17 protein-coding genes are annotated in these 17,133 nt (G+C 41.6%); 4 read left to right on the forward strand and 13 right to left on the reverse strand.

Features of this window, described 5'->3' with window-relative positions:
• Window positions 1-252: 252 nt before the first annotated feature.
• On the forward strand, window positions 253-1,185 hold the full coding sequence (gene ttcA / locus B6K83_RS12380) for a tRNA 2-thiocytidine(32) synthetase TtcA (RefSeq protein ID WP_085285248.1): 933 nt from the start codon (window positions 253-255) through the stop codon (window positions 1,183-1,185).
• A gap of 175 nt (window positions 1,186-1,360) precedes the next feature.
• Here ttcA and B6K83_RS12385 read toward each other — a convergent pair whose 3' ends face one another.
• From B6K83_RS12385 to B6K83_RS12400, 4 genes are all read right to left on the reverse strand, one after another.
• Window positions 1,361-2,221, reverse strand: a complete 861-nt coding sequence (locus B6K83_RS12385; RefSeq protein ID WP_085285249.1) for a glucosaminidase domain-containing protein — start codon at window positions 2,219-2,221, stop codon at window positions 1,361-1,363.
• Window positions 2,222-2,291: 70 nt separating this feature from the next.
• On the reverse strand, window positions 2,292-3,095 hold the full coding sequence (locus B6K83_RS12390; RefSeq protein WP_085285250.1) for a hypothetical protein: 804 nt from the start codon (window positions 3,093-3,095) through the stop codon (window positions 2,292-2,294).
• Window positions 3,096-3,215: 120 nt separating this feature from the next.
• On the reverse strand, window positions 3,216-3,764 hold the full coding sequence (locus B6K83_RS12395; RefSeq protein WP_085285251.1) for a DUF1415 domain-containing protein: 549 nt from the start codon (window positions 3,762-3,764) through the stop codon (window positions 3,216-3,218).
• Window positions 3,765-4,072: 308 nt separating this feature from the next.
• Complete coding sequence (locus B6K83_RS12400; protein WP_085285252.1) at window positions 4,073-5,863, reverse strand: ABCB family ABC transporter ATP-binding protein/permease; 1,791 nt, start codon at window positions 5,861-5,863, stop codon at window positions 4,073-4,075.
• Window positions 5,864-6,130: 267 nt separating this feature from the next.
• On the opposite strand from B6K83_RS12400, the gene B6K83_RS12405 reads away from it, so the two are divergent.
• Window positions 6,131-6,661, forward strand: a complete 531-nt coding sequence (locus tag B6K83_RS12405; protein ID WP_085285253.1) for a DUF2937 family protein — start codon at window positions 6,131-6,133, stop codon at window positions 6,659-6,661.
• A 126-nt stretch (window positions 6,662-6,787) separates the two neighbouring features.
• Here B6K83_RS12405 and B6K83_RS12410 read toward each other — a convergent pair whose 3' ends face one another.
• From B6K83_RS12410 to pheS, 3 genes are read right to left on the reverse strand one after another with little or no spacing between them, the layout of a single operon-like run.
• Entirely contained in the window at window positions 6,788-7,081 is a 294-nt protein-coding gene (locus tag B6K83_RS12410; RefSeq protein WP_085285254.1) for an integration host factor subunit alpha, read from the reverse strand.
• A 3-nt stretch (window positions 7,082-7,084) separates the two neighbouring features.
• Window positions 7,085-9,496, reverse strand: coding sequence for a phenylalanine--tRNA ligase subunit beta (gene pheT / locus B6K83_RS12415; protein ID WP_085285255.1), 2,412 nt, complete (start codon window positions 9,494-9,496; stop codon window positions 7,085-7,087).
• Between the two features lie 12 nt (window positions 9,497-9,508).
• Window positions 9,509-10,489 (reverse strand): phenylalanine--tRNA ligase subunit alpha, encoded by a 981-nt coding sequence (gene pheS / locus B6K83_RS12420; RefSeq protein ID WP_085285256.1) that lies wholly within the window; start codon window positions 10,487-10,489, stop codon window positions 9,509-9,511.
• A gap of 340 nt (window positions 10,490-10,829) precedes the next feature.
• On the opposite strand from pheS, the gene B6K83_RS18335 reads away from it, so the two are divergent.
• On the forward strand, window positions 10,830-11,006 hold the full coding sequence (locus B6K83_RS18335) for a hypothetical protein (RefSeq protein ID WP_158088353.1): 177 nt from the start codon (window positions 10,830-10,832) through the stop codon (window positions 11,004-11,006).
• Window positions 11,007-11,012: 6 nt separating this feature from the next.
• On the opposite strand, the gene B6K83_RS12425 is transcribed toward B6K83_RS18335, so the two are convergent.
• The 5 genes from B6K83_RS12425 to thrS all read right to left on the reverse strand — a co-directional run bounded on the left by B6K83_RS12425 (window position 11,013) and on the right by thrS (window position 15,708).
• Complete coding sequence (locus tag B6K83_RS12425) at window positions 11,013-12,116, reverse strand: phosphoribosylaminoimidazolesuccinocarboxamide synthase (RefSeq protein WP_085285257.1); 1,104 nt, start codon at window positions 12,114-12,116, stop codon at window positions 11,013-11,015.
• A 289-nt stretch (window positions 12,117-12,405) separates the two neighbouring features.
• Window positions 12,406-12,762, reverse strand: a complete 357-nt coding sequence (gene rplT, locus B6K83_RS12430) for a 50S ribosomal protein L20 (protein WP_077284679.1) — start codon at window positions 12,760-12,762, stop codon at window positions 12,406-12,408.
• 15 nt (window positions 12,763-12,777) lie between these two features.
• Window positions 12,778-12,972, reverse strand: coding sequence for a 50S ribosomal protein L35 (gene rpmI / locus B6K83_RS12435; RefSeq protein WP_085285258.1), 195 nt, complete (start codon window positions 12,970-12,972; stop codon window positions 12,778-12,780).
• A 180-nt stretch (window positions 12,973-13,152) separates the two neighbouring features.
• The gene (gene infC / locus B6K83_RS12440) at window positions 13,153-13,707 is read right to left on the reverse strand and encodes a translation initiation factor IF-3 (RefSeq protein ID WP_085285259.1); all 555 of its coding nucleotides are present in this window, start codon (window positions 13,705-13,707) and stop codon (window positions 13,153-13,155) included.
• 90 nt (window positions 13,708-13,797) lie between these two features.
• Window positions 13,798-15,708, reverse strand: a complete 1,911-nt coding sequence (gene thrS, locus B6K83_RS12445; RefSeq protein WP_085285260.1) for a threonine--tRNA ligase — start codon at window positions 15,706-15,708, stop codon at window positions 13,798-13,800.
• Window positions 15,709-16,241: 533 nt separating this feature from the next.
• Here thrS and B6K83_RS12450 point away from each other — a divergent pair.
• Window positions 16,242-16,448: a CPXCG motif-containing cysteine-rich protein gene (locus B6K83_RS12450; RefSeq protein ID WP_175474834.1), complete on the forward strand. Its 207-nt coding sequence runs from the start codon at window positions 16,242-16,244 to the stop codon at window positions 16,446-16,448.
• Window positions 16,449-16,482: 34 nt separating this feature from the next.
• Here the strand turns inward: B6K83_RS12450 and B6K83_RS12455 are convergent, their stop codons facing one another.
• Window positions 16,483-17,106: a riboflavin synthase subunit alpha gene (locus B6K83_RS12455; RefSeq protein WP_085285261.1), complete on the reverse strand. Its 624-nt coding sequence runs from the start codon at window positions 17,104-17,106 to the stop codon at window positions 16,483-16,485.
• Between the last annotated feature and the right edge of the window lie 27 nt (window positions 17,107-17,133).

Consider the following 17,133-nt stretch of genomic DNA (forward strand, 5'->3'; position numbering starts at 1 on the left):
GTTTATCAACAAGGGATTTCCAATCATCAAGTGTTCTGCGTTGCATAGGTTGCTCCAAGAAAAAATATTAGAGCAACTTTAAATTGAAAGGTTAATTCAGGAAATGTGCAGTTGGCCGGACGTTTACAAATAAACTTTAGCAACCCCTAGCAAGATTTAAGCGTGCATTCGACGCTAAAACTGTCGGGTGCCGCTGTTCTCAGCATGGGAACTGGGCTATACTACGCGCCGAAATTTATCAGGATTATGACTATGAGCGCAGATTTAACACTGACCCTTTCACCAAGCCAAGAAGCACAATTGCAAAAGCTAGAAAAACGTTTACGCCGTCACGCCGGTCAAGCCATAGCTCAATATAAGATGATTGAAGATGGCGATAAAGTGATGGTTTGTTTGTCTGGCGGTAAAGACAGTTATGCCATGCTCGATATCTTAATGCGCTTAAAAGCATCGGCACCGATTCATTTTGATTTGGTCGCGGTAAATCTTGATCAGAAACAGCCGGGCTTTCCAGCGCAGGTATTACCCAATTACCTTGAGTCGCTTGGTGTGCCATACCAAATTGTTGAAGAAGACACTTATAGCATAGTAAAAGATAAAGTACCTGAGGGCAAAACCACTTGTAGCTTATGCTCTCGCTTGCGCCGTGCGGTATTATATAAAACCGCTAAAGCACTTGGCGCCACTAAAATCGCCTTGGGTCATCACCGAGATGACATGTTAGAAACTTTAATGCTAAATATGTTTTATGGTGGCAAGCTTAAATCAATGCCGGCAAAGCTCGTGTCCGATAATGGTGAGCATGTCGTTATCCGACCGTTAGCATTTTGTAAAGAACAAGAGCTATTGCAATATGCACAACTAAAACAATTTCCTATCATTCCATGCAACTTGTGCGGAACCCAGCCTAACTTACAAAGGCAACATATTAAAGCCATGCTACAAGAGTGGGATAAAAACTACCCTGGCCGTATTGAGTCGATGTTTACCGCCATGCAAAATGTTGTGCCGTCTCATTTATGTGATAGCGAGCTTTTTGATTTTAAAGCCATTGATGCTAACGCTGGTATTATTGCCGGTGGCGATATAGCTTTTGATCAAGAAAGCTTTATGCCAACACCCAAGGAGCATCGTCAGCCCTCTTTCGCTACTGCTGATATGCTGCAAGTAAAAGAAATTAAATAAACACTCATTATCCTGCGCGACAATTGCGCCCCTGCTGCAACAGTGTAAACCACAGCTAGTTAGTGCGCTGCGCGCTATTGCTAGCAATATTTCTGTTAGTAGTTAGTAAAAAATATAATACGAGCTAAAAAGCGCGTGCTCAATAGCAGAACACTACCCTGTTTAATCTTAATGACTATAAACTCTTAGCGCTTGGTTTATCTAGTTTAAAATATTGGCGATTATGGCGGATCATCTCCGTTAACTCTAAGACATATTCAGCTCCGCGCTCTGAATAGGCTGTTAAACCGGTCGCGAGAATCTCTGGTGCTAGTGGCTGACTTTGTTCGCGTAACTGTCGACGGATGGCTCTAAAGACACTGTACGCATGATGAGTGTTAATATTTTGAAAATAGCGCGCAACTCCCTCCGCAACCGACTTATAAGCGGCGACTTCATGTTTAGCGCCAGTATTGCGCCCACTGGGCACCATGCCACAACCTTTGCTATAACACCAAACACCAAAAAAATTTAAGCCAATCCGGGCAAAGCGAGATGTGCCCCAAGCCGACTCGTTCGCTGCTTGTACTAACACTAAGGCTGGCGGAATAACATCTACCTTTAGCTCTAACTCATATAACTGTCGCAATAAGGAGTATTTTTTACTGACTTTATACTTTTTTAGCAAACCATTAATAAACTGCTGATCTTCATCTGTTAACGGTTGCTCTAAGGTGAGTTCGGCGATTAATTGCTCAACTCGCGCGCGCTCAGCGCGTATTTTATTATTTTCAGCATTTATCGCTGGTCGCATAAAAGCAAAAAATTGTCGCTTTTTCTCTTTAACATCAACAATACGGGCAAAGTCAGGTAAGCGAACGTTGTGTAAAGGCTGCTCAACTTTTTTCGGTGCTTTCTTAACTACTTTCGGCGCGGCAACAGGCGTTACTGGTGCTGGCTTTTCGATGGTTAAAAACGTAAAGGGCGCGATTAACGCCACCAACAACAAAATAACAAGGCCAAGCGCGAATAAGGTCGAGAGGTTAAGTTTCGTCAAGCTAACAACTCCTTAAGCTAAAGTGTCGCATTTGAGCAAGGTGGTAAAGCTTGCCCACTTTTTAGTGTTATTAAGCAGAAAATGTATCATTTAATGTACTGTTTTGATCGGCTGAAGTGTGTAACTGCAAGCCAAATATTTCTCGGTATAATATGCCTTTTACGTTGTAAAATAGTGGCGCGATATAAGCCAAACAAAACAGGAAAAATGCGATGGCAATAAAGCCCAATTCAGACGCACCTGCTGCCGCGACTGGCACAGCCGCCACCATAACCGCCAAGGCTAGAATGATATACAGAGCAAATATTTTAAACCATTGAAAGCGCGTTGCTTGTAAACTAACGGCAATGGCTTTCATTGGTGACATTTTCTTTTCCACCACTAACGGTAACACCAGCGATAAGGCTACCGCGAGAAAAATACCCGGTAAATAAAACAAGGTTAGACCGATAGTGACTAACGTAGATGTCAATAACGCACTGATCGCTACCCAGCTACCACGCTTTAAAAATGCAAAAATAAGTTTCGGTTGAGTTTTTAGCCCTACGGAGTGAAAAATCCCCATCATTTCAATACCGACAATAAAGGGATACACCACTAAGGTAACTATGATATTAAGTAGCGTCGCTGATTGTTGATCTTGAATTGCGACTTCAATACCGCCTAATTGGCTGCTAACAAGCATCGACACTAGCATACCAATGAGCAAACAGGCGAGTAGGCCCAAGTTTATCGCCATGCGTGATTTTAAGGTTATTTGCCAGGCTTCTTTTAAAATGGCCTTCACATCAAGTGAGTACTCACCTTTAACGGCCTCATCAACACTACCACCAATTTTTACCACAGAATTTTTTTCAACCGAGTTTTCTTCCACAAAATATTACCTGATCTATACGCGCCTGTTTGACGCCTTGCGTTACTTTATTGGGCTCAGTATATCGTAATTCAATGTATGCTGGGAACAAGCAGCAGCATTATTGCCGTTAATATACTATTAATGGTTACCTTTTATGTTTTTTAACAAAGCTTTAAAGTATTCTGCCCCCTTTTCATTGGCCAAGGCAATATTGGTTTCTGGAATGGTTTCAGGGTTTTTATAAACCTTGAGTACTCGGGTTAAACTTTGTTCACGCAGCAAGTGCAAGGTCGGATATGGCGCACGATTAGTATAATTACTCGCATCATCATAATTGGCATCGGCAAAGCAATAATCGGGATGAAAAGTTGCGATCTGAAAAACCCCGGCATAGCCCTCTGTATCGATAAGCGCATTTGCCGCATCAACGAAGTCTAAAAAGCGATTAAAGTCTCGAAAACCTTGCCCATAAATCAAGAGGCTGGTTTCAATATTAGGGTGCTGGTGTAAGTAATGACACTGAGATAACAACTCAACCAATGCAGGTTTTAGCTGCTCAGCAGCACTGACATGATAATGAATGGTTTGGTTGACAAATTCTTTTTTAGCAAATGGGCAAAAATTAAGCTCGATGATCACTTGCTCTAGCCATAATTTAGTCTCGGTAATTTCTGTTATTTTGCTCATAACCTGCTCGTTAATGCCTTTAATTAAGCTGTAATGTGGTTAGGGTCTGTTGACCTTTAGAGATGACTTTTACAGCGTCTTGTTTGGTAGTTAGACAAGGCTGAGCCTGTGATGTGTAGCAAGCTACACAAACAGGTGATAACGCCGACTAAATTTCAAACAAGTGCTGCCATTAGGTACATTTAAAACGAATGTACGCTTTGTTGCTCGCTTGATAATAGCATCACTATTTTTCGAAGCTCGCGCCGCGAGTAAATCCATTTTAAACTGAATAAATTGTAACCTTGAAAGGTCAACAACCCCTAGTTTTACCCGCGCTTGGCGTTTTGCTGTAATTGCCACATGGTATAATAATGGCCTTGTTGTGCTAATAAACTTTGATGGCTACCTTGTTCAATAATCTCACCTTGTTGCATAACGATAATAACATCGGCGTCTACTATGGTGGATAAACGATGTGCTATCACTAAGCTAGTTCTATGGGCTGCCACTTCTTTAATCGCGGTTAAAATCGCCTGCTCAGAGCGACTATCTAACGACGATGTTGCTTCGTCAAACACTAAAATGCGTGGATTTTTCAAAATGGTGCGGGCAATAGCTACTCGTTGTTTTTCACCACCTGAGAGCTTTAAACCGCGCTCCCCAACCATAGTTTCTACCCCTTGTGGTAACCGAGCAACAAAGTCACTTAAGTGCGCAAGTTCAAATGCGCGCAGTACTTGCTCTTTACTTGCTTTGGGATCACCATAATGAACATTGGCAAACAAGGTGTCATTAAATAAGACCGTATCTTGCGGCACGATACCAATATTACGGCGCAGTGAATGCTGGCTAACGTGGCGAATATTTTGCTCATCAATACTGATGCTGCCACGGTCACAGTCATAAAATCGAAACAGTAACTTAACCAAGGTGGATTTACCTGAGCCACTTTCCCCTACCACAGCAACTTTCTGGCCTGGCTCAATGCTAAACGAGATATTCTTGAGAATGGGCCGCTTTTTATCGTATGCAAAGGAAATTGCAGAAAACTTCACCGCGGCCTTTGACAGCTGTAAGTCGCTAGCATCTACCTGATCTTCAATTTTCGCTTTACGGGTCATTAGGCTAAACATATGCTCGATATTCGCCAATGAGCCTTTTATTTCACGGTAAACGAAACCTAAAAAGTTTAACGGAATAAATAGCTGCATCATAAAAGCATTGATTAAGACAAAGTCGCCTAAGGTCATTTTTTCATGAGTTACTTGGTAAGCGGCGAGCGCCAACATCGCGGTCATCGCACACGAAACTATCAATGCTTGACCACCATTGAGGGCAAATAACGATAAGCGATTTTTCATTTTCGCCTGCTCCCAAGTCGCTAATTGTTGATCATAAGCATCCGCTTCATAACGCTCGTTAGTAAAGTATTTAACGGTTTCATAATTTAATAAACTATCGATTGCGCGGGTATTACTGGATGAGTCGGCGTTATTCGCTTCACGAATAAAGCGCGTTCGCCAATTAGTGGCATAAACAGAATAAGCAACATACAAAACTATTGATGCTAACGTGATAAACGCAAACCAAAGGCCATAGTTAACCAGCAAAATAGTCACCACCATGATAATTTCGATTAAGGTTGGAATAATATTAAAAACCATAAAGCGCATTAAAAAATTGATACCGGAGGTGCCGCGATCTATGTCACGCGATAAGCCCCCTGTTTGTCGATTTAAATGAAAATCTAAATCTAAGTGATGTAAATGTTGAAAAACTTTTAAGCCGATCCGGCGAATGGCTCGTTCAGTAACGCGGCCAAACAAGGTGTCTCGGATTTCGGCAAACAAAACAATTGTTAGTCTGACTAAACCATATGCTGCCACCAAGGCAAAAGGCACTATATAAATTCGTTCAGCTTGTTGGTTATCTAGAACATCAACAATGTCTTTTAAAATAAAAGGCAAATAAACACTGGCCACTTTGGTAAAAATTAAACAAATTAACGCCAAAAATATGCGGCTTTTAAATTCAAATAAGTAAGGTAATAAAAGTTTAATTACCTGCCAATTAAAGGTTGTTACTTCGTGCTCTGGCTGGTGCGAGGATCGACGCATTTTATTGCTTAAATTCCATGTTGGGGGTTAGTGAAAAACGTTATTCATCTTGGTTTGGCACATTAAAATGTCGCCACAGTTGACGCTCAAGCACACTATATTAACATTGAAAACCCTTGCTATCTGTAAAATATACCCATTTATCCATCACGCTCGAATATGGTGTTTTATAATAGTTATGGTAACGTATAAGAAGTTTACATCACAAGTGATCTGCTGTTGCACAATACAATAACGTTATCATTTAACTAAGGCTAGCGGCTATATATGCTCTCTCTAATTAACAATGTCATTGATCGCTGTTTTTTTACTGCTACCTTTATCATAGGTGTTCAGCTACCTGAATTTATGCAGCAATATCAACAACGCTTGGCCGGTCACTTAACTGAGGCACAATTGCAGTTAGCGCAATATACCAATATTGCGCAGCAGCACTTTGATGGTAGCTTAAGCGCGATGATCAGTCGCTATAAAAGCAATAGCGATGCCGCCATTGTCAGCACCGGAGAGTTAATTGCAAACTTATCTGCACGCGTGCAATACCTGAGTCAGCATTTAGAGCAAATTACCACCAACAGCTACCTGCAAAGCGTTTATCAATTTATTCGACATCTTGACCCGCAAATAGCCGCCGGCACTGCCCAGCAATTTGCTATGGCGATTCCTATCGAGCTAAATGCCATTGCCACCGGCGCTGTGCTTGCCATTAGCAGTTTAGTGCTAAAAACTTTATCAATTAAAAGTGTGCAGCGACTGTTCAAAGCTAAACGCACGCCAATCACTCACTCTGGCAGTTAGCATTCTGCTGTTGAAAAGTACGGCGTTAAGCGGCTACTTACCATAACCTCGCGCCAAGTGCTAAAACGAAAAAAGGTTGCAACAGCAACCTTTTTTACTTCACTAACACATCTCTGAGCTGAAAACTTATTCGCCGTTACCGTTCTCGACACGACTTTTAAGTTTTTGACCTGGGCGAAATGTCACCACTTTGCGGGCAGAAATAGGAATGTCTTCACCTGTTTTTGGGTTCCGACCAGGACGTTCACTTTTTACTCGTAAGTCAAAGTTACCAAAGCCAGACAACTTAACTTGCTCGCCCGACTCTAATGTTTGACGAATTTCTTCGAAAAACACTTCAACCATATCTTTTGCGTCGCGCTTACTCAGCCCAACCTTTTCAAATAAATGTTCTGCTACTTCTGCTTTTGTTAGCGCCATTATTTAATCCCTCAGAGATGCATTTAGTTCAGTTTTCAATGTATCAACCACTCGGTTAACTACGTCAGTGATGTCCTTTTCTGCTAAGGTTTTATGATTGTCTTGCAAGATCATCGCGATTGCTAAACTCTTAAAACCAGTGTCAATACCATTACCTCGGTATACATCGAACAAGTTTAGATCAACTAAATAATTTCCGCCAACCTTTTCAATAAGTTGTAGAACTTTTTTTGCACTTACTTGCTCTTCAACCACTACAGCAATATCACGTCTATTCGCCGGAAAGCGTGATATATCCTGTGCTTGCGGGATGTTTTGTGTACAAACTTCACTCAATAAAAGCTCAAAAACTAAAGTGCGGCCGTTTAAGCCTAATTTTCGTTCTAATTCAGGATGTAAGGTGCCAACATGCCCCACTAGCACTCCATTTTTATGAATAGCCGCGGTTTGCCCTGGGTGTAAAGCAGCAATTTCAGCTTGAGAAAAACTGTAGGCGCTAGCATTACGCGTTAATGCCAATAAACCTTCCACATCGGCTTTGATGTCGTAAAAGTCAGTCGCAGCTTTTTCAATCGTCCAATGCTCAGCACTACGTTGGCCGCTAATCACGCCGGCAATCATGTGCTCTTGGCGCACACCATTTTCAGCGCTGTCATCTGGCAGAAAACGTAAGCCTGCTTCAAATAAACGCACCCGACTTTGTTGTCGGTTTTGGTTATAAGCAACCGCTTGTAATAAGCCAGTCCATAAACTAACGCGCATTTCAGACATTTCTGATGAAATTGGATGCGGCAAGGTCATAGTCGCCTGCTCTGGGTGCAACAAGCGTTGTACTTTCGGGTCGACAAAGCTATAGCTAATCGCTTCTTGGTAACCACGATTCACCAGTAAATTTCGTAACTTAGCAATGGGTAATTGCGCTTCTTGTTGCTCTCGCATTGCTAAACTTGCCCTCGGCGCAACATTGGGAATATTGTTGTAACCAAAAATGCGTGCAACTTCTTCAATTAAATCCACTTCAATACTAATATCAAAGCGATAGGCTGGCACAATCACAGTCCAAATTTTATTTGCATCAGTGCCTTGCTCACTCACACTAAAGCCTAAACGGCTTAAGATGTCATTAACCGTTGCGTCACTAATGTGATGGCCAATACGCGCATCTAATTTAGCGCGACGTAAGGTCACAGTTTTTTCAGTTGGTATATTTTGTTCCGATACCGCTTCAACGATTGGGCCGGCTTCACCGCCAACTATGTCAAGCAATAACTGGGTTGCGCGCTCCATGGCATCACGCTGTAATTGTGGATCAATACCCCGCTCATAGCGGTGTGAGGCATCTGTATGTAAGCCGTATTGGCGGGCTTTACCTAAAATGGCTAATGGCGCAAAAAACGCACTTTCTAAAAAGATATCAGTTGATGTGGTGGTAACACCTGACGTTAAGCCGCCAAATATTCCTGCCATTGCTAGCGCTTTGTTATCATCAGCAATGACTAAAGTTTGCTCAGACAAGGTTACTTCATTTTCATCCAGTAGCACGAGCTTTTCATCTTTAGTGGCATAACGAACATTAATGCCGCCTTCAATAGCCGCTAAATCAAATGCGTGCATCGGATGACCTTGTTCCAGTAACACATAGTTTGTTACATCAACTACGGGATCAATAGAGCGTATACCACAACGACGCAGTTTCTCAACCATCCATAAAGGTGTTGCTGCCTTAACGTTAATATTTTTAATTACGCGACCTAAATAACGCGGACAGGCTTGTTGTGCAGCAAGTGTGATAGCAATTTTATCGTCAATAGTCGGCGTGACAGCCGTAATAACGGGTTCAGTAACGCTTAAGCCATTCAACACGCCAACTTCACGGGCTAAACCTTTTAACCCCAAACAGTCACCGCGGTTAGCGGTTAAATCAACGTCAATGGTAACATCGTTAAGGTCTAAGTATTCACGCACGCACATGCCAATTGGCGCATCATTGGCAAGTTCCATAATACCGTCTGAGCTATCAGATAAGCCAATTTCTGACTCACTACACAACATACCGTGCGAAGGTACGCCACGCAGTTTTGCTTTTTTGATTTTAAAGTTGCCCGGTAACACTGCGCCTACTGTGGCCACCGCTACCTTTAACCCTAAGCGACAGTTTTTTGCACCGCAAACAATATCCGCTAATTCACCGTCATTATAATCTGGCCCTAAATTAACTTTGGTTACTTGTAATTTATCGGCATCTGGATGTGGACCACACTCAACCACTTCGCCAATTAAAACCCCTGTAAACTCACCAGCAACTGGGGCGACATCATCAACTTCAAGACCAGCCATGGTAATTTGATGTGCTAATTCATCAGAAGAGATAGCAGGGTTTACCCACTCACGTAACCAAGATTCACTAAATTTCATTATATGGCTTTCCTACTTGAACTGTTTTAAGAAGCGAAGATCGTTTTCAAAGAATGAGCGTAAGTCATTAACGCCGTAACGTAACATGGTTAAGCGCTCAATTCCCATACCAAAGGCAAAGCCGGTATATTCTTCCGGATCAATGCCAACACTGCGTAGTACGTTCGGATGCACCATACCGCAGCCTAATACTTCTAGCCATTTACCATTTTTCCCCATAATATCAACTTCAGCTGACGGCTCAGTAAACGGGAAGTACGACGGACGAAAGCGTATTTCCACTTCTTCTTCAAAAAAGTGATGTAAGAAATCATGTAACACGCCTTTAAGGTGAGTAAAGCTGACGTCTTTATCTACCATCAAACCTTCCACCTGATGAAACATTGGCGTATGGGTTTGATCATAGTCGTTACGATAAACTTTGCCTGGCGAGATAATGCGCAGTGGCGGTTGCTCTTTTTCCATGGTACGAATTTGCACACCTGAAGTTTGGGTACGCAACACTAACTTAGGATTAAAGTAAAACGTATCATGGTCTTGACGTGCTGGGTGATGCTCAGGAATATTCAAAGCATCAAAGTTATGAAAGTCATCTTCAACTTCTGGCCCTTGCTTGACAGAAAATCCTAAATCGCCAAAAAAGCTTTCGATACGTTCAATAGTGCGAGTGACTGGGTGTAAGCCACCTAGCTCATCACCACGGCCCGGTAAGGTTACGTCTATCGTTTCAGCTGCTAATTGTTGTCTGATCACTGCTGCGCGTAATAATTCGCCACGTTCGGTTAAGAGTTTTTGCACTTGCTGTTTAGCGATGTTAATCACTTGACCTGCTTTTGGCTTTTCTTCTTTTGGTAGCTTGCTTAGGCCTTTCATTTGCTCGGTGAACAACCCTTTCTTACCTAAGAAGTTTACCCGCACTTGGTCAAGTTCAGCAGGATCCGTTGCCGCAGCAATAGCTTGTTCTGCCTGCAATATAATATCGTCTAAATTCATGAGTTCCTCTAAAGCGTGTTTAAAGCGCCCATACCTTTAACAATATAGGGCATTAACATCGGTCAGTGACTGACCTGTAGCTAGACTTTTTTGATTAATAAAATGGTCAATGATTTTACACAAAAATTTGCCGATAAAGTAGAGGAAATCAAGGTTTTTCAGGAAAAACTTACGGCTATTTCGCTTTCATTTTCATAATATGTGATTATTTGCCAGATATTGCCAAAGACATGAAAAAATAAGTGCCTTCATACAAGTGTAGCTTCATGTGTCATAGAGTTTGTTGGTATAAAAAACTTCAGCACAAATGCTAACAGCCAAGTAAATGTACGGTTAAACAATGGCCGCAACATCGCTTAATATCGCAAGTGCAATAGCGATCTTTAACACCATGTGTTCACAGTATACCGTTTGTCCTGAGCATCGCAGCTTTTTTACAGCCATGTGTTCGCAACATACTGATCAAACTGAGCATAAAAAAGCCCCGCAGTTGCGAGGCGATATTATTGAAAAATAATAAGCCCTAATCAATTAATTGATATTCTGCGCGCAAAATATCAATGACTTCTTGCTTTGGATTTAAGGATAGTTTTATCTTATTGCCCGTTATTTTCTCTGCAATCGCGATATAAGTTTCAGAAACCGCCATTAGAACCTCTACCGGCAAAGCATTATCACGGGCCAGTGCTTCACGCTCACTCATGCGGTCTTTATTGAGCAAGACATCTGGGTCAGGGAAATGCTTAAGCAGTAATTGACGAAAGCCCTCTTTCGAATTTTCAACAATTTTACCGGCGCGATATTGCTCACCATCCCATATACGCGATGAGTCGGGTGTACCCACTTCATCCATATAAATAAGCTTGTCTTTGCCCTGACTATCTTTGACGTAGCCAAACTCAAATTTTGTATCCACAAAGATCTGATCTAGCTTTGCTAGCGCTGCTGAAATGAGATCAAAGCCTTCGGTGAGTAGCTTTTCATATAACGCAATATCTGCAACAGATTTAAAGTTAAAAGCAGCAAAGTTATCAACGATATTTTTCCGCGTAATATTGACGTCATCGGCAGCGGGTACACCGGGAATATCGTGCAAAATGCCTTTGGTTGATGGCGTTTGTAGTAATGCAGGTAATTTGCTGTCTTTTGCTAATCCATCGGGTAATTTTATTCCGCAAAATTCGCGCTCGCCCTTCTCGTAAGAACGCCACATAGAACCAGTAATATATTGGCGGCAAATCGCTTCAATCATCACCGGCTTGGCTTTTTGTACGATCCAAACAAATGGGTGTGGAATATCTAAAATATGGCTATCAGCTAACCCTTGTTCTTTAAATAGTTTAAACCAATGATTAGAAATAGCATTTAATGCCGCGCCTTTGCCTGGCACACCTTTCATCCCACCTTCACCATGCCAAATACAATCAAAGGCGGAAATGCGGTCACTGATCACCATGATAGCTAATGGCGTGTCGGGGGCAACGTCATAACCTTTATCAAGAATCAAACGACGACTGTCCGCTGCCGTTAACCAATAAACAGAGCGCACTTTGCCACTATGCACAGCAACATCAGTACGAATAGGTAAATCATCATTTACCGCCAAAATTTGCTCAGCAAGACTCATAGGGTTTCACCTTAAGTTTCATTATTGATATAAACGTTAAATTAATTGTAGCGAATATTATCTTTGGTATTTACACCAGGAAATAAAATAGTATTCGTTAGAATTAAAGTTAACTATTTTAATACATTAGTACCAAGGAATTTAATTTAATTTCAAGGTTAAAGCACGAAGCTAATGACTATTAGTGAGTACTTTAAAACGCAGAAAGTGAACTAAAGAACAAGTAAGCATGATTAAAAAAGAAAAGGACGCCTACAGGCGTCCTTTTCTCAAAGCTAATATCTCAAACTTATGCTAAAGAAGCTTGCGCTTTTTCAACTAAGAATGTGAAAGCTGCTTTATCGTATACTGCGATGTCAGCTAGGATCTTACGATCGATTTCAATAGAAGCCTTTTTAAGACCATTAATGAAACGGCTGTAAGATAAACCATTTTGACGAGCTGCCGCGTTAATACGAGCAATCCAAAGTTGACGGAATTGACGCTTACGTTGACGACGGTCACGGTAGGCGTATTGGCCAGCTTTAGTTACAGCTTGGAAAGCAACGCGATAAACGCGACTACGAGCACCGTAGTAACCTTTAGCTTGCTTTAGAACCTTCTTATGACGTGCACGCGCTTGTACACCACGTTTTACTCTTGCCATTTTTTATTTCTCCTATTAACCGTGACGTAAAAGTTTTTTAACTGACTTAATGTCAGCTGCGGCGATCATGCTTTTCGCACGAAGGTGACGCTTAACTTTAGTACGGCGTTTAGTCAAAATATGACGAAGACCGGCTTGTTTAAATTTATAGCCTGTGGCTGTCGGTTTAAAGCGCTTTGCAGCACCTTTGTTGGTTTTCATTTTAGGCATGTGAATAACTCCGCATTGTTATGCCAAATATAAAGTAAACTAGGCGAGTGTTTCTCAGTGCTTAGTCATTAAACTAAGTGCTCGAACCCTACTTGTAGGCCTTGTTTACCAGCGTAAAGATAATAGCGGTGAGCTAACTATTTCGAAAAATACTTAGCTACTTGTCAAACCGGGTATTATCTATTTTTTAGGGGCTAAGACCATCACCATTTGACGCCCTTCCGCTCGACGAGGGAAAAACTCCACTACGGTTAGCTCTTCTAAATCGTTTTTAACACGCGTTAAAAGCTCTAAACCAAGTTCTTGGTGGGCCATTTCACGACCACGGAAACGTAACGTTACCTTGACCTTGTCGCCGCCTTCTAAAAAGCGTTTCAGGTTGCGTAGTTTGACCTGATAATCGCCTTCATCTGTTCCAGGTCGGAATTTAATTTCCTTTACCTGTATTTGTTTTTGGTTTTTACGTTGCTCTTTTTGTTCTTTAGCCTTTTCATAGATAAACTTTCCGTAATCCATGACACGACAAACCGGCGGTTTTGCTGTTGGGCTGATTTCTACAAGATCGACACCTGCTTCATCTGCTTGATCCATGGCCTCATCTAATGAAACGATACCACCTGGCTCACCATCATATTTAATCAAGCGAACTTCATTACCTGGAATACCTGTGATTAACTCATTTAAACGATGCGCTGGCTCTTTTTGCCCGCCACGTTGTCCACCTTTAATAGCCATGTTCCTCCAAAGAACGTTGTCACCAAGTCAGCGCGATATTGGCTGAACTTGGGTTAAAAAATAATGTTGCGTGTTTGCCTTTTGCAGCAATTAGCGACGAGTATTGACTTCGTCAGCTAATTTAGCAATAAAGTCGTCAATTGACATGACACCTAAATCTTCACCGCTACGCGTTCGTACTGCAATTTCACCAGCTGCCATTTCTTTATCACCGACAACTAACAAATATGGCACACGCTTTAAAGTATGCTCGCGGATTTTAAAGCCTATTTTCTCATTTCTCAAGTCTAGTTTTGCTCTAAAGCCACTTTCTTTCAGTTTTTTTACAACTTTTTCACAATATTGCCCTTGTTTATCGGTAATATTCATCACAGTGGCTTGAATTGGCGATAACCACGTTGGAAATTTACCCGTGTATTCTTCGATCAAAATACCGATAAAACGTTCTAGTGAGCCTAAAATAGCACGATGGATCATGACCGGCGTGTATCTTTCGTTGTCTTCACCAACATAAGTGGCGCCTAAACGCTCTGGCAAGGCAAAATCAAGTTGCACAGTACCACATTGCCATGCACGGCCTAAACAATCCATTAAGGTAAATTCAATTTTAGGGCCGTAAAATGCCCCTTCACCAGGCAAGTACTCAAATTTAATATTGCTATCAGTTAGCGCTTGGGCAAGACCGGCTTCGGCTTTATCCCAAACCTCATCACTGCCAATACGATTTTCTGGACGTGTCGAGAGTTTAACTACGATATCTTCAAAACCAAAAGAGCCATAAACGTCGTAAACCATTTCAATACATTTAGTCACTTCTGCCTGTACTTGTGACTCCATACAGAAGATATGGGCATCGTCTTGAGTAAAGCCACGCACGCGCATTAAACCATGCAAAGAGCCTGAAGGTTCATTACGATGACAACAACCAAACTCCGCAATACGCAAAGGTAAATCGCGGTATGACTTTAAACCTTGGTTAAATATTTGCACATGACCTGGGCAGTTCATAGGTTTTATCGCGTATTCGCGCTTTTCAGACTCTGTGGTAAACATGCCATCAGCATATTTATCCCAATGGCCTGATTTTTCCCACAGACTGCGGTCCATCATCATCGGCGCTTTTACTTCGTCGTAATCATATTGACGTAGCTTTTCACGAACGAACTTTTCTAACTCGGTATAAATGGTCCAACCGTCGTTATGCCAAAACACCATGCCGGGTGCTTCTTCTTGCCAGTGGAACAGGTCTAAGGTTTTACCAATTTTACGGTGATCACGTTTTTCAGCTTCTGCTAAACGGACAAGATACGCTTTAAGTTGCTTTTTATCTGCCCAAGCCGTGCCATAAATACGCTGTAGCATTTTATTGTCTGAATTGCCGCGCCAGTAGGCACCGGCTACTTTCATCAATTTAAAATGATGACAATGACGCATACTCGGAACGTGTGGGCCACGACACATGTCGATATATTCTTGGTGATGATAAAGTGCTGGTGTATCTGACTTATCAATATTTTCATCAAGAATTTCTAACTTGTAACTTTCACCGCGCTCAGAAAACGCGTCATAAGCATCTTGCCAACTGCCGGTTTTTTTAATCACTTGATAACCGGTACGCGCCAACTCTGTCATGCGCTTTTCAAGCTTAACTAAATCTTCTTCGGTTATTGACTCATCTAAGTCGACATCGTAATAAAAACCATTTTCTATGGTGGGGCCAATGGCCATTTTGACATTGGGGTATAACTGCTTAATGGCATGCCCTAATAAATGTGCGCATGAGTGACGGATGATCTCCAACCCTTCCGCGTCTTTACTGGTAATAAGTTGCAGTGTTGCGTCGTCTTTAATTAATTCACAAGCATCGACTAATTCGCCATTGATGCGACCCGCAATGGTAGCTTTTGCTAAACCGGGTCCAATATCTAAAGCAACATCCATTACCGAAACTGCTTGTTCAAAAGTGCGTTGGCTACCGTCTGGCAGTGTAATTACAGGCATGTATTTTCCTTTGTTCAGTGGCGACACACACGAAGTGCCGCTTGACGTTTAATAATAAGTTATAAATGCGACATCACTGATTTCACCTTCAGGTTATGACGGGAAATGACGAAATGTTCACTATGATAATTTTGAGCGAATAACACAAAGACATGACCTAGATAAAATTGTGTTAATGCGAGCACAGGAATATAGGGGAATTAAGGTTAATTTGCAATGGACAGAACGCGGATATTAGCCCATAGAGAGAAAAAACTTTGCCCTTAGCTTTTTATGTTCGATTGCTGTGCCAGAGCTTGCATGATGTGACACCATAAAAACAAACAATAAGCTATTATTCGCGTCAACATCAGCCTAGTACAAACACTTATCAACTTGCGGCATAATAATTAGGTTTTGGCAATTATTGTTCTCGCTACCCTAATGATCTGGATCTAATTTACGCGCACAAAACTCGCACTTTAGTTAAAAAGGTACATACTAAAGTAAAGCTAAAATTAAGCTATCATTGCGGCTGACATCTAGGAGGTAATATGCCCCATAAGATTAAAGAACAACGTATTGAATGCCCACATTGCGGCCATCATATTCATGTCACATTAGACCCAAGTGCAGGCGATCAAGATTATTATGATGAATGCCCTGCCTGTTGTATGGAAATGCATTTACATTTACATGTCGATGAATATAACCAAAAGCTTCAACTAGCCGTTGATAGTGATGACGAGCAAGTGTTTTAGTTGTTTGTTCCGCCGTTATGCAGCTCAATAGTGTTTAATTGCGCGTAAGCTGCATTCGCTCTATGGTGTTAACTATCGTCATTGTTTGCTGATCAAATTCAATATTAACCGAATCACCAACCAACAAAGTTTGTAAGTTGGTACGAGCTAAGGTTTCAGGAATTAAATGCACAGCAAAGCCGTTTGCTACGTCAGCACCAAGCGTTAAGCTGACACCATTAATGGCAATAAACCCCTTAGCAAAGAGATACTTTTGGTATTGAGGGTCAACAGTAAAACTCAACATACAATTATCTTGCTTGTCCACGCGCTGTTTAAGTACAGCCTGAGTATGAACATGACCACTTAACATATGACCACCGATCTCATCGCCAATTTTTAGTGAACGTTCAACATTGACTAAGCTACCTAGGTCAATATTTGCTAAGTTAGTTACCCGTAAGGTTTCATCAATAACATCAAATTCAATAAAGGCTTGCTCAGCGCTTAAAGCGCCAAACTCAACAGCGGTCAAACAAACACCATTAACCGCGACACTGGCACCAATTTCAAGGTGAGCAATTAATGATTTATCAAGCGCAAGTCGCAGACTTATCGCATTATTTTTACTAATTATCGCAATTACTTCAGCTTGTGATTGCACTATACCGGTAAACATATATCATCCAGACAAATACGCTATTTT

This window comes from Colwellia chukchiensis, assembly GCF_002104455.1.
In the GTDB taxonomy this organism is placed as follows: Bacteria; Pseudomonadota; Gammaproteobacteria; order Enterobacterales; family Alteromonadaceae; genus Cognaticolwellia; species Cognaticolwellia chukchiensis.

Excerpts from the sequence above, each read along its gene's own strand:
- pheS (WP_085285256.1), bottom strand. The coding sequence starts at position 10,489 with ATGAATTTAGACGATATTATATTGCAGGCAGAACAAGCTATTGCTGCG.
- B6K83_RS12425 (WP_085285257.1), bottom strand. The coding sequence starts at position 12,116 with ATGAGTCTTGCTGAGCAAATTTTGGCGGTAAATGATGATTTACCTATT.
- B6K83_RS12400 (WP_085285252.1), bottom strand. The coding sequence starts at position 5,863 with ATGCGTCGATCCTCGCACCAGCCAGAGCACGAAGTAACAACCTTTAAT.
- B6K83_RS12410 (WP_085285254.1), bottom strand. The coding sequence starts at position 7,081 with ATGGCGCTAACAAAAGCAGAAGTAGCAGAACATTTATTTGAAAAGGTT.
- thrS (WP_085285260.1), bottom strand. The coding sequence starts at position 15,708 with ATGCCTGTAATTACACTGCCAGACGGTAGCCAACGCACTTTTGAACAA.
- B6K83_RS12450 (WP_175474834.1), top strand. The coding sequence starts at position 16,242 with ATGCCCCATAAGATTAAAGAACAACGTATTGAATGCCCACATTGCGGC.
- B6K83_RS18335 (WP_158088353.1), top strand. The coding sequence starts at position 10,830 with ATGGCCGCAACATCGCTTAATATCGCAAGTGCAATAGCGATCTTTAAC.
- pheT (WP_085285255.1), bottom strand. The coding sequence starts at position 9,496 with ATGAAATTTAGTGAATCTTGGTTACGTGAGTGGGTAAACCCTGCTATC.
- rplT (WP_077284679.1), bottom strand. The coding sequence starts at position 12,762 with ATGGCAAGAGTAAAACGTGGTGTACAAGCGCGTGCACGTCATAAGAAG.
- ttcA (WP_085285248.1), top strand. The coding sequence starts at position 253 with ATGAGCGCAGATTTAACACTGACCCTTTCACCAAGCCAAGAAGCACAA.
- B6K83_RS12395 (WP_085285251.1), bottom strand. The coding sequence starts at position 3,764 with ATGAGCAAAATAACAGAAATTACCGAGACTAAATTATGGCTAGAGCAA.
- rpmI (WP_085285258.1), bottom strand. The coding sequence starts at position 12,972 with ATGCCTAAAATGAAAACCAACAAAGGTGCTGCAAAGCGCTTTAAACCG.
- infC (WP_085285259.1), bottom strand. The coding sequence starts at position 13,707 with ATGGCTATTAAAGGTGGACAACGTGGCGGGCAAAAAGAGCCAGCGCAT.
- B6K83_RS12455 (WP_085285261.1), bottom strand. The coding sequence starts at position 17,106 with ATGTTTACCGGTATAGTGCAATCACAAGCTGAAGTAATTGCGATAATT.
- B6K83_RS12405 (WP_085285253.1), top strand. The coding sequence starts at position 6,131 with ATGCTCTCTCTAATTAACAATGTCATTGATCGCTGTTTTTTTACTGCT.